We start from the raw sequence: 11420 nt of genomic DNA on the forward strand, positions 1-11420 counted from the left end.
CATCGCTCCTCCGTTAACAGTTTATCATGATAAAGCATTAACCGACAGTTGGATGATACCACAAAGGACAAAAAAAGCAAGAGGGAGAAAAAGAGCTTCTCCGTCTTGCCGGGAAATTCCACCGCCCCGCACGCGATCCCGACGCCGCAGTCACAGGCGACGCGCTTTCGAATCAGGAGGGAGGGAGGGAGGGAGGGAGGGAGAAATTTTTCAGCAGTTCCGCACAGCGCGACAGACTTTTCCCCAAATCGGAGCTCATGTCCCCTTCCAGCCAATCCAGCAGGAACCCCGCCAGCGCGAAGCGGCACACGGAAAGCAGCAGTTCCCGGTTCTCCTTCTCCGCGAAAAGCCCGCCTTCCCCGGCGCCGACGCAGCGGGCCACGGCGTAGCGCACCCAGACGCCCAATTCCTCGATGAACGTCTCGCGCGGCAGCGACCTGTAGACGTGCATGACGGCCGCCCGGCGCCGCGACAGCGCGGCGACGACCGCCGCCGCGCCCGCTCCGTCGGCGAACAGCTCGTCGAGCCAGCCGAGCACGGACGTGCGGAGCAGATCGCGAAGATCCTGAAAGTGATAGTAAAACGTGTTGCGGTTCACGCCGCAGCGCGCGACGACCGCTTTCACCGTGATCTTGCCGAACGGGCGCTCTTCCAGAAGCTGCCAGAACGCGCTCTGTATTTCTTTCTTCGTAAAATCCATGGCGGCCGCCTTTCCGACGCTCCCCGCGGAACTTCGCCGCCGTCGAGGGACGGAAGGCGCGGCTCCGCCGCGGCGTCACCAATATGATCGATCATACCTCAAAACGCGCGCTGCGTCACGGACTTTTCACGGCGCGCGAAGATGCGAAAAAGCGGGGCTGCCGAAGCAGCCCCGCTTTTTGCGTATGCAGAGATTCGCTTAGAAGTTCAGCAGCGTGCGGAAGCGGATCTGGTTGTTGTCGTAGTTGGGATCGAAGAAGCTGCCGTCCATATCGGCGTAGGCCAGCTCGAAGTAGAGGTTGGGGCTGTACTGGTAACCAATGGCCACAGACCACTCCTTGGCATCCCAGAAAGTGTCAATGTCGTACTTGACATAGCGCTCGATCGTGCTCCACTTGTCGTTCCACTTCTGCTTCGCCTTGACAAAGAGGACGTCCACGTCGTCCGGCAGGGTGACGCCCGCAGAGATGTCGCCCGGCCACAGGACATCGCTGAAGGACCAGGGGCTTCTGTCGATGTAGAAGCCCTGGTCGAGCTTGGCGTACTCGACCCACAGGCTGGTGAACTTCAGCACGTCCTGGTCGACGTCGAGGATGACCTTGAAAGCCTTGGGATCGTCGATGGCCGCGCCGTCGATGTCTTCCATGTAGTAGGCGCCCTTCAGCTCGAGGCCGTCCATGAAGCTGAAGCCGAGGCCGGCCCAGTAGGTCTTGTAGTTCGTGTCGCCCACGTTGTACCACAGGCCGTTCAGGCTCAGCCAGAACTTCTCGCTGAAGTCGAACTTCAGGCGGGCGCCGTAGTACTCGTCGCTGGCGTTGGCAGCGTAGATGTTGCCGCCCTGGTTGGAGGCCGCGAAGCCCTCGACGGTGAACATGCCGCGGTTGTACTTCAGGTCGAAGCCGCGATAGTTGGCGTCCATGTTGAACGCGTCGTTGTCGTCGTACAGTCCGTCTTCGTCTTCCCAGTCAAGGTAGAACTGACCGCCGCGCATCGTCAAGCCTTCCAGGCCCATGAAGTCCTTGGCGGTGACCCACCAGCGGTCGAAGTTACCCCTGTGCCAACGAGCGTCGAAGCTGACGCCGTCGCTCAGGTCGCGGTGCAGGAACAGACGGGCACGGTTCATCGTGAAGCCGTCGGCGCCGGCGCCGGTCGCAGCACCGTCGTTGTCCCACGCGTTGTAGTCGAAGCGCATCTGGCCGGTGATCTTCCATCCGCCGAGGCCCTTCTCAAGCGCGCTCAGGCGGCTGTCGAAACCGTCCACTTTCACGCCCAAGGCTTCCAGTTCGGGCTGGAACTCCACCACCAGCGCCTTCAGCTTCTCCAGGTCTTCGCCGCTCAGGCCGCCCGCGGCCATCATGCGCGCCACCATCGTGGCGATCTCGTAGCGCGTCATGGCGCGGTTGCCCTTGAACGTCCCGTTCGGATAACCTTCCAGGATGCCCTTCGCGCTCAGCTGCTCCACGGCGTCGTACGCCCAGTGGTTCATCGGCACGTCGCTGAACGGGTTCGCGGCGAACGCCGGCGCGGCTACGGCCACCAGCGACGCGGCGGCGACTACGGCGAGCATTTTCTTCATACTCATTCTCAAAACTCCTCCTCAAACACGGAACAATGATGTGTGACGCCTCATGGCGCCGTTTCCCGGCCGTTCGGGGCAGAAAACGGATCGTCGCGAACCGCGTTTGTGGGGAGTTTCCACGTTTCCTCGCCCGTCGCGCTTTCGTTCCGTCCCGTTTCACGCCTGATGCGGCCGTGAAATGTTGTTTTATGATGCACGAGCCTCCCCGCGGGAGGTCCGCCACACTCTTTCGGTCATGCGGAGTGTTCTTCGCTTCCGGCGATGCGCCGCTCGAGGTAAGAGAGGTGTTTCTTGAGGACGTGGCGCTCTTCCTTGAGGTTTTTGATGCTGGCCCGGAGCAGGCGGTTCTCGACCCGCAGCTTTTCCGTCTCGCCCAGCTCGTCGGCTTCGCCGAGGCTGCGTCCGGTGCCGCGCCGATCCTGCAGGCCGGCCGCGCCGTACTGGCGGTATTTGTTGATCCAGGAATAAATCTGGCCGTAGCTGACGCCGTACTTGCGGATCACTTTGAGGCAGTCGGCGCCGTTGTCGAGGTAGTAGTTGACGATCTCCAGCCGCTCTTCACACGTGGTCTGCCGTACCTTGGCCATGCGCGCCACCTCTCTTGCCTTTGCTCCACACTTCTCACGCATACTTTACTTTGCCATTTTACGAAAGATGTCTTTGCGGGCAATAGACAATATTGTCTCAAATGCCTATAATTCAGACAGATATATAAATGTTGGCTGGATAACAACTTTTAAACAAAACTCGCACGACACAGCAGAAGCCGCCGCGGCGCAAAGACGTGGAGAAAAACATGAATCCTCAAAAAACGAAAACGAGGGGGGACGACCGGATCAATTCCAGTCGTCCCCCCTCGTTCTTTGCGCCGCGAAGCGGCCCTGTCTTATGAGCTTCTCTCCGCGTCCCCGCATCGTTACAGTGTTTTTTGTTTCCGCCGTTCCGCCGCTGCCCAACGTTTCTCGATATTGACATCATATTGCTAAAATCACTATAATATCATCATAAAGGGGTGATGATCATGGCTACAGCCACCAAAGACAGCTCGATTCAGATCAAAGTCGATCCCGAACTGAAGGCCGACGCAGCCGGTATCGCCGAAGAGCTCGGCATGAATCTGTCCACTCTCATCAACGTCTACCTCAAGCGCGTCGTCGCCGAACGCGGGATCCCGTTCCCCCTCGCCGCGCCCCTGACGCCCAACGCCCGCACGCGGCAGGCGATCCGCGACCTCCGCGCCGGCAAGACGAAACGTTTCGACACCGCGGAAGAAGCGCTCCGGGACCTGGGCATCTGAGATGCTGCACGTCGAATTCACCGCCCAGTTCCGCAAAGACCGAAAGCGCATGGAAAAGCGCGGCGACGTCCTCGGCCTCGTCCGAACGGGTTCGCACGCCGATCTTTTCGACAAATAGACGCCGTTTTCAGACTAATTCTTGATAGAAAGTATTAACATAGTTTTCCGGGGGCCGCGGGGGAGTTCAGTCGCTCAGGACTGTCTCGACCGCTACGCGGTCTGCGCAGCTCGCTTTGTGAATCTCCCCCGCAGCCCCTTGTGTTCGGCCTTTTAATTAAGAAATAGTATTAGACACCCCGCCTCGGGCAAACATAAAACACGAAAACGAGGGCGGACGACTGGATCGATTCCAGTCGTCCGCCCTCGTTCTTTGCGCCGCGAGGCGGCCGGCTCATTTCGTTTTTCCCGGCGTCTTCGCGGCAGTTCTTGTTCTGCCGTGCGCCGCCGTTTTGCGGCGCACGGCGTTTCGACTTACTCGGCGGTGATCACGAACTCGACTTCAGTGCCTTCGGCGACGTTGTTGCCGCCGGAGACGACGACGTCTTCGCCGATCTGCAGGCCGCCGGAGACGGTGACCATGCCGCCGGTGGCAGCGCCGGTGACGACTTTCTGGATCGCGGCCCTGCCGTCGCGGATGACCATGACGGAACCGTCGGCGCGCAGCGCTTCGCTGGGGATGACGAGGGGGTTCTCCTCGCTGGTCTCGACCAGCAGCACGCGGGCGAACATGCCGGGGCGCAGCTTGAAGCCGGTGGCCTGGTTGTCGACGGTGATCTCGGCGCCGATGGTGCGGGTGGAGGTGTTGATGTAGGGGTCGATCAGCGTCACGGTGCCGTAAAAGGTCTGCCCGCTCAGGCTCTCGAAGGTGAGCACGGCGTCCATGCCGAGGCGCAGGCGGCCCATGTCGCGCTCGGGGATGTCGACGCGGGCCTTGAGGCGGTCCACGCGGCCGATGCGCAGCACGTTGGTGGCGTCTTTGACGAGAGCGCCGAGGGTGAGGTCGTAATCGTCGAGGATGACGCCCTTGATCGGCGCTTTGAGCTGGTATTCGCTGAGCAGCACGGCCTGGGCGTCCAGATTGGCCTGGGCCTGCTTGACCTGCGCGGCGGCTTTGGCGTTGGCGGCCACGGCGGCCTGATAGGTGGTGCTGCGCGTGTCGTACTCCTGCTGGGTGGCGTAGCCTGACTTGCGCAGGCGGCCGTAGCGTTCGAGCTCGCGCTTGGCGTCGGCGAGCGTGACGGCGGACTGGGAGAGTTCGGCTTTGCTGACGGCGACCTGGGCCTGCATGGAGTTGTACTCGGCTTCCTGGTTGCGGCTGTCGAGCACGACGAGCGTGTCGCCGGCCTCGACGAGATCGCCTTTGGCGACGACGATGTTGTCGATGCGGCCGGTGACTTTGGGGTTGAGGATCACTTCTTCGAGGGCCTGCAGCGTGGAGGTGGTGTTGATGCCCTGCTGCACGCTGCTGAGGCGTTTGACGACGGCCACCTCGACGCGCGGCAGCGGCGCGGCGGGCTGTTTGGCGCGGGCTTCGGCGCGGGAACCGAACCACGCGGCGGCCGCGGGGCCGCACAGGGGCGAGAGGGCGACGGCAAGCAGCGCGGGCAGAAGATAGACTTTGAGTTTCGCAAATTTCATGGGCATTACCTCACTTTGTCTTCTTTCGAGAATCGGCGCGGAGGCCGGCGCTTTTCGCCGGAGCGGCGGCGCGGTCGCGAAGATTTTCCTGAAGCAGGGCGCGCTCGATGAGGAGACCCTGCGCTTTCCACAGGCCGGCCTGCGCTTCGCGGCTGTCGCGAAGATACTGCGCCAGGAGCTGGAGCGCGTCGGTCAGCTCGCTGCGGGCCTGCAGCACGTCGATCTGCGTGTTGACGCCCTCGCGGTAGCCCGATTCGGCGTAGGCAAGGCTCTCCTGTGCCAGCTGCAGGTTGGCGCGGCCGGCGTTGAGGGTTTCCAGCGCGTTCTGGAGGCTGAGCCAGCTGTCGGCAAGTTCGGCCTTGATGCTGTCCTCTTTTTCGCCGAGGGCGTGCTCGGCGGCCTTCAGTCCGGCTTTGGCGGCGCGGACATTGCCGCTGGTGCTGCCGCCGTCGTAGACGGGCACGTCGAGGGTGAGCGAGGCGGTCCACTGGTTTTTGTCGGAGACGCCGCCGAGACCGTTCGACGTGTAGCCGAAACGGTAGCCGCCGCTGAGGCTGAGCGTGGGCAGCATACCGCTTTTCGCCACGGCGATCTCGTTTTTCCGCGAGGCGGCGGCGCAGCGCAGCGACTGGTAATCGCCGCGGCGTTCGAGCACTTCGCGGACGGCCGCCTCGACGTCGTCGGGGATCTTGCGGGTGTCTTCCAGTTTGGGCAGGTTATCCTCGAGCGAGCCGGAGAGAGCAAGGTTCGTCTCAGGACGCATGCGCAGCAGGCGGCACAGTTCGATGCGCGCCGCCTCGAGGTTGTTGCCGGCGGCGATGTTGCTTGCGCGGGCGTTTTCCTTCTGCTGGCGCACGCGGGTGAGGTCGAGGTTGGTGGAGAGGCCGTAAGCGACGCGCTCTTTCAGCTCTTTTTCGGCGTTGGTGTAGTAGTCGAGCGCGTTCCCGGTGTTGCGCAGCACTTCGCGGCGGTACAGCACTTCGCAGTAGGCGTTCCAGACGGTCAGCGCCACGCTCTCGCGGGCGCTGCGCAGGTCCTGCTCGGCCTGTTCGACGCCGAGTTTGCCCTGACGGGCCCGCGCCTGATTTTTGCCGCCGGAATACAGGCTCTGGCCGACGGTGACGCGCGAAAGCAGTTCGTTGTCGGGATAGCCCGGGATGTTGTCATAGGCGTTCCCCTGCCCCTGAAGGTTCAGCTGCGGGTTGAGCGCGGCGCCGGCCGCCTTGCTCTGCCCCTTGGCGCTCTCCACGTTCTGCTCCGCCGTCAGCACGGTAAAGTTGCGGTCCAGCGCGATGCTCAGCGCCCGCTCCATGGTGAGGATAACCGCTTCGGAGTCGCCGGCCGCGGGACGCGCGGCGTTCCTCAGCGCCTCAAGGGAGCTGGCCGCCGGCGCCCCCGGCGCGGGAAATCCCAGCAGCGAAAACGAGAGCGCCAGCGCGGCCGCCTGAATTCTTTTCATGATGTTCGCTTCTCCTCTCTTGACTAAGGCAGCGCCTTCTGGAAAAGTTTGCGTCCCAGGCGCTCCTTGACGTTGTCCAGCACCAGATAGACGACGGGCACGACCAGCAGCGTCAGCAGCGTGGAGGTGAACAGCCCGCCGAAGATCGCCACTGACATGGGCTGGCGCGACTCGGAGCCCTCGCTCAGCTTCAGCGCCGCGGGAATGGCGCCGATCAGCGTAGACAGCGAGGTGATCAGGATGGCGCGCAGGCGGCGCGGGCCGGCGTCGATGACGGCGCTGACTTTGTCCATGCCGCTGAGGCGGTTCTGGTTGATGAAGTCGACGAGGATGATACCGTTGTTGACGACGATGCCGACGAGCAGAATGATGCCCATATAGGCCATCACGTCGAGCTTGACGTTCATGACGTACATCAGGCAGAAGGTGCCGGGGGTCATCAGCGGCAGCGAGAACATGACGGTGAAGGGGTGCAGGAACGATTCGAACTGTACGGCCATGATCACGTACATCAGCGAGATGGCGATAAGCAGCGCCGTGAACAGGCGGGCGAATTCTTTCTGCATGTTCTTGGTGCGTCCCGAGGGCTGGAGGGTGATGCCGGCCCCCTCGGGAATGTACTTTTTGCCGAGCTCCTGAATGTACACCATGGCTTCGCCCATGGAGTAATCGCTGGTGACGTTGGCGGAGATGGTCAGCGCGGTCTGGCGACCGTAACGTTTGATGACGCTGGGAGCCATGACTCTGGTGACGGTGATCAGGCCGGGGGCCTGCACGATCTCGCCGGCCCCGTTCTTGAACGAGACGATCTGCAGGTCTTCGAGACTAGAGCGCTGGCCGCGGCGGGCCATGAGGCGGATGTCGTAGCGGTAGCCGCCTTCCTTGAACACGCCGGCCTTGACGCCGCCGAAGTAGGCCTGGATCTCGGTGGACAGCGAACGCACGTCGACGTCCATAGCGTCGGTCATGTTGCGGTCGATGGAGATGTTGAGCTGGGGTTTGTCGAGGCGCACGTCGGTCTCCACGTCGCGCAGCTTGCCCATGGTCTTCATCTCGGCCGTAAGCTTCTGGGCGAGCGCCGCCAGAGTTTCCGTGGGCGCGCCGGACATGACCATTTCCACGTCCTTGCCGCCGAAGGTGGTGAAGTTCATGGTCACGTCGCGGAACCCCGCCACGGAATTGCGCACTTCATTCATGACGACGTCCTGAGCCTCGCGGGATTTGCGCGCGATCAGCTGCACGTAGATGCTGCCCTTGTTCGACTCTCCGCCGCTGCCCGAACCGGCGGAGATGATCGTGCGCATGACGCCGGGATGGCGGCGCGCCACGTCGGCAACGCTTTGCATGACGCGGCCGGTCTCCTCGATCTCGGTGCCGGAAGGCAGCTCGCAGTTGATGATGAAGATTCCCTGGTCGTCGTTGGTCGAGAAGGTGGAACCGACTTTTCCGGCCACGAAAACGCCGAAGACGAAGATGCCCAACGCGGCCGCCAGCGTCACGGCCTTGTGATGCACGGCCGCGGTAAGCAGACGGCGGTAGCCGCGTTCAAGAGAGCGCAGCAACGCGTCGCAGAACTGCGCGGCGCGGCCGGGCGGCGTGATGCGCAGGATGCGCGAGCAGGCAAAAGGCGTCAGCGTCAACGAGATGATCAGCGACAGCGAGATGGTGACGACGACGGTGATGCCGAAAGCGTAGAAGAAGCGGCCGATGATGCCGCCCATCGTGGCGATGGGGGCGAACACGCCGATGGTGGTGAGGGCGCCGCCGAGCACGGAGAAGCCGACTTCGTTCGTGCCCTTGAGGGCCGCGTCGAAAGGCAGCAGCCCCTTGTGCATGTGTGTGTAGATGTTCTCCAGCACGACGGTGGTGGCGTCGACGACCATGCCGACGGCCAGCGAGATGGCCATCATCGACATGTTGTTGACGGTGATGCCCAGATAGGACAGCACGCAGAAGCTGCCGATCAGGCAGACGGGCATGGAGATGACCGTCACGAACGTGGCGCGGAACGTCTGCAGGAAAAACAGCATCAGCAGCGAGCAGAGGATCACGGCCTGGATGATGTCGCCGCCCACGCCGTTCATGGAGCGGCGGATGAAGTCGGACTTGTTGTAGATCTGCTGCATCGTGATGCCATCGGGCACCATGCCCTGCATCTCGTTGAACTTGGCGACGATGGAGTCGCAGACTTCCACCTCGTTGGCGCCGCGCTGCTTCATGACGCCCATGATGATGGTGGACTGCTCGTTGACGAAGGCCTCGCTGTCCTCTTCTTCGAAGCCGTCTTCCACGTCGGCCACGTCGCCGAGGCGGATCACCACGCCGTTGCGCGTTGTGACAGGCAGGCTCTTGAGTTCCTCCACCGAAGAGTATTCGCCCTCGATGCGCAGGTCCATCTTGAAGCGGTCGATGCTGAGGCTGCCGGCGGGAAGCTCGACGTGCTTGCTGGCGATGGCGCGGGAAAGATCGCTGACGACCAGGCCGCGCGAGCGCAGGCGCACCGGGTCGATCCAGACGCGGATCTCGCGGTCGCGCAGGCCGGGCATGCTGATGTTGCCGACGCCGTTGACCGACTGAAACTGCACCTTGGCCACCTTGTCGGCGAAATAGACCTTGTCCTTGTAGGACGCCTCGCCGGTGATGGAAAACATCACCAGCGGCGAATCGCCGATGTCGTACTTGGCGATGATGGGCTGATCGGCTTCGTCGGGCAGATCGGCCTGGGCGGCGTTGACCTTGTCGCGCACGTCGGCCGCGGCGGCGTCGATGTCTCGGGCCAGATCGAACTCCACGACCGTGACGGCCGCGCCCATGTAGCTCGACGACGTCATGTTCTCGATGCCGGAGATGGTGTTGATCTGCTCTTCCAGCACGTCGGTGACGTCGTTGTCCATGACCGCGGCGGTGGCGCCGGTCATCGTCGTCGTCACCATGACGACGGGCAGATCGACGTCGGGATTTTGCTGAACGCCCATGTTCATGTAGGAATAAAGGCCGAAATAGACCAGCGCCAGCGTCAGGACGATGACCGTGACCGGTCTTCTCAATGCTGTTTCCGTGACTTTCATTTTTCCTCCGTACAAATGCCGCGCAGAAGCAGATCGGCGATCAGCTCGCGGATTTTCTGCGAATTCGTGTCCAGGCCGCCGTGAAAGCGGCTGCCCATTTCCACGCCCATCAGCGACGAATGGAGCGCGGCCGCCATCAGGCCGGGATCGCCGGGGCGCACCGAACCGTCCTTCATGCCCCGTTCCATGACGGCGGCAAGAGCTCCGTGCACGCAGTCCATGGCCGCGTCACCGGCGAACGCCCCTTCCGGGCTGGACTGCCTCATCACCACGTCGCCGATGGCGAAGTGGAGAAAGCGGAACTCCCTCATGCCCTCGATCGATTTCAGGATAATGCGCCGCAGCAGCCGGCGGATGTCGCGCTCCCGCTCCATGTCGCGCCGGATGCGGGCGGAGATCTGCCGGGCCAAAGTTTCGCGGATGAAGAGGATCACGGCGTCCTTGTCGCGGAAATAGTTGTAGACGGTGCCTTTGGCCACGCCCATGCGCGCCGCCAGATCCTTCATCGTGAAGCGGCGCCATCCCGCTTCGCGCAGCATCGCGCAGGCGCACGCAAAGGCCTTGTCCCGCACCGCCGCGGCGATCAGCTCTTTGTTCTCCGCCGAGAGTTTCGGCACGCTGCCTGCCTCCTTTCGCGCCGTCGGAAGACGGCAAGTCAAAATAACGACCCTCGGTCATTTTTATTCGAACGAAGATATTATAGCCATCGCCCGCCCATCTGTCACCGCCCCGTTCCCGCGGCTTAATTACAAAAGCGGGAGGAAAACGAAACCCACCGCGGAGACACGGAGAAACGGCGAAAAGCAAAATCATGCGGCGGCTTTGCCGCAAAGCGATAATCCAAAATTTCCCCGGCCGTTCTCCGTGGCGGTTTTCGTTCCGCTTTACGACAAAAAACGCGAAAAGCCTCCCCCAGGAGACCCAGAGAGCCGTGGCACCCGAAAAGATCCTCTTACCGCTGCTTCCTTCCGGACCTGACGGGATTCGTGGTTTTTCGCCGCACGGGGCTGGGCCTCCTGCGAGAGGCTTCAGGCATATTTTAACAAAATCCGCGCCCTTTGCAAGGGCGCGGCGAAGATGTTCCACGTGGAACACTTGAATCGAAAAAAGACAACGACAGGATTTTTCGCAGATGCGAAAAAACGAATTACGCCTTTTCGACGGAGGCGTTCGGGGCGTTCTTGCGCACGCTTTCGATGCCGTTCAGGCAGCCGGCTTTGGCTTTGTAGCCTTCGGAGACGGCGACGATCTGGCCGTTGCGGGCCTTGAGGCGGAAGCGGAACTCGCCGGCCTTGTCGGCGTAAAGCTCGAACTTCGGGTTCTTCCGGACGGCACAATCCTTCTCGGTCTGATCTTCCACGACGGCTTCGGCCGCGTTCTTCACCACGCTTTCGATGCCGTTGCGGCAGGCCGCCTCGGTGGTGTACACCTCGGACGTGGCGATCACCTCGCCGTTGCCCGCCTTCAGATCGAACTTCAGGCCCGACGCGACGCTTTTCATCACAAACTTTGCCACTTTCGTCTCCTCCTTTAGTAAGCATATTTCATGAAGCCGCTCTCAGCTTATCAGACTTTTATCAAAAAGCAAGCGGGGTCACGACGAAAAACAGATTTTTGCAGCTTTCTTCCGATCGGGAGCCGCCGCGTCGAAACGGAGCCGGGAGCGAGCAGGCAGCCGTC

General features: G+C 62.1%; 10 protein-coding genes and 1 other RNA gene. 2 read left to right on the top strand and 9 right to left on the bottom strand.

Annotation, left to right across the window (positions count from 1 at the left end; translation table 11 throughout):
• Positions 1 to 172 precede the first annotated feature (172 nt).
• The 3 genes from D7D26_RS00265 to D7D26_RS00275 form a co-directional block, all read right to left on the bottom strand.
• Positions 173 to 700, bottom strand: a complete 528-nt coding sequence (locus tag D7D26_RS00265) for a TetR family transcriptional regulator (RefSeq protein WP_120371569.1) — start codon at positions 698 to 700, stop codon at positions 173 to 175.
• 198 nt (positions 701 to 898) lie between these two features.
• Positions 899 to 2281 (bottom strand): S-layer homology domain-containing protein, encoded by a 1383-nt coding sequence (locus D7D26_RS00270; protein ID WP_120371570.1) that lies wholly within the window; start codon positions 2279 to 2281, stop codon positions 899 to 901.
• Positions 2282 to 2511: 230 nt separating this feature from the next.
• Positions 2512 to 2865 carry a helix-turn-helix domain-containing protein gene (locus tag D7D26_RS00275; RefSeq protein WP_158606205.1) on the bottom strand — a complete coding sequence of 118 codons (354 nt, stop codon included), beginning with the start codon at positions 2863 to 2865 and terminating at the stop codon, positions 2512 to 2514.
• Positions 2866 to 3299: 434 nt separating this feature from the next.
• On the opposite strand from D7D26_RS00275, the gene D7D26_RS00280 reads away from it, so the two are divergent.
• Positions 3300 to 3575 carry a type II toxin-antitoxin system RelB/DinJ family antitoxin gene (locus tag D7D26_RS00280; RefSeq protein ID WP_158606206.1) on the top strand — a complete coding sequence of 92 codons (276 nt, stop codon included), beginning with the start codon at positions 3300 to 3302 and terminating at the stop codon, positions 3573 to 3575.
• Position 3576: 1 nt separating this feature from the next.
• A complete protein-coding gene (locus D7D26_RS12510) occupies positions 3577 to 3693 on the top strand; it encodes a type II toxin-antitoxin system YafQ family toxin (protein WP_233543409.1) in 117 nt (38 codons plus the stop codon).
• Positions 3694 to 4046: 353 nt separating this feature from the next.
• On the opposite strand, the gene D7D26_RS00285 is transcribed toward D7D26_RS12510, so the two are convergent.
• From D7D26_RS00285 to D7D26_RS00310, 6 genes are all read right to left on the bottom strand, one after another.
• Positions 4047 to 5213 (bottom strand): efflux RND transporter periplasmic adaptor subunit, encoded by a 1167-nt coding sequence (locus D7D26_RS00285; RefSeq protein WP_158606207.1) that lies wholly within the window; start codon positions 5211 to 5213, stop codon positions 4047 to 4049.
• Positions 5214 to 5223: 10 nt separating this feature from the next.
• Entirely contained in the window at positions 5224 to 6672 is a 1449-nt protein-coding gene (locus tag D7D26_RS00290; RefSeq protein ID WP_120371574.1) for a TolC family protein, read from the bottom strand.
• Positions 6673 to 6695: 23 nt separating this feature from the next.
• Entirely contained in the window at positions 6696 to 9740 is a 3045-nt protein-coding gene (locus tag D7D26_RS00295; RefSeq protein WP_120371575.1) for an efflux RND transporter permease subunit, read from the bottom strand.
• The gene (locus D7D26_RS00300; protein ID WP_120371576.1) at positions 9737 to 10357 is read right to left on the bottom strand and encodes a TetR/AcrR family transcriptional regulator; all 621 of its coding nucleotides are present in this window, start codon (positions 10355 to 10357) and stop codon (positions 9737 to 9739) included. The genes D7D26_RS00295 and D7D26_RS00300 overlap by 4 nt, the downstream gene beginning before the upstream one ends.
• 298 nt (positions 10358 to 10655) lie before the next feature.
• Positions 10656 to 10754: signal recognition particle sRNA small type (gene ffs, locus D7D26_RS00305), an RNA gene on the bottom strand.
• Positions 10755 to 10887: 133 nt separating this feature from the next.
• A complete protein-coding gene (locus D7D26_RS00310) occupies positions 10888 to 11256 on the bottom strand; it encodes a YegP family protein (RefSeq protein ID WP_120371577.1) in 369 nt (122 codons plus the stop codon).
• Between the last annotated feature and the right edge of the window lie 164 nt (positions 11257 to 11420).

This window comes from Pyramidobacter sp. CG50-2, from assembly GCF_003612005.1.
Taxonomy (GTDB): Bacteria; Synergistota; Synergistia; order Synergistales; family Dethiosulfovibrionaceae; genus Pyramidobacter.

Coding starts and splice junctions, on each gene's coding strand:
- D7D26_RS00295 (WP_120371575.1), bottom strand. CDS start 9,740: ATGAAAGTCACGGAAACAGCATTGAGAAGACCGGTCACGGTCATCGTC.
- D7D26_RS00285 (WP_158606207.1), bottom strand. CDS start 5,213: ATGAAATTTGCGAAACTCAAAGTCTATCTTCTGCCCGCGCTGCTTGCC.
- D7D26_RS12510 (WP_233543409.1), top strand. CDS start 3,577: ATGCTGCACGTCGAATTCACCGCCCAGTTCCGCAAAGACCGAAAGCGC.
- D7D26_RS00280 (WP_158606206.1), top strand. CDS start 3,300: ATGGCTACAGCCACCAAAGACAGCTCGATTCAGATCAAAGTCGATCCC.
- D7D26_RS00265 (WP_120371569.1), bottom strand. CDS start 700: ATGGATTTTACGAAGAAAGAAATACAGAGCGCGTTCTGGCAGCTTCTG.
- D7D26_RS00270 (WP_120371570.1), bottom strand. CDS start 2,281: ATGAGTATGAAGAAAATGCTCGCCGTAGTCGCCGCCGCGTCGCTGGTG.
- D7D26_RS00290 (WP_120371574.1), bottom strand. CDS start 6,672: ATGAAAAGAATTCAGGCGGCCGCGCTGGCGCTCTCGTTTTCGCTGCTG.
- D7D26_RS00275 (WP_158606205.1), bottom strand. CDS start 2,865: ATGGCCAAGGTACGGCAGACCACGTGTGAAGAGCGGCTGGAGATCGTC.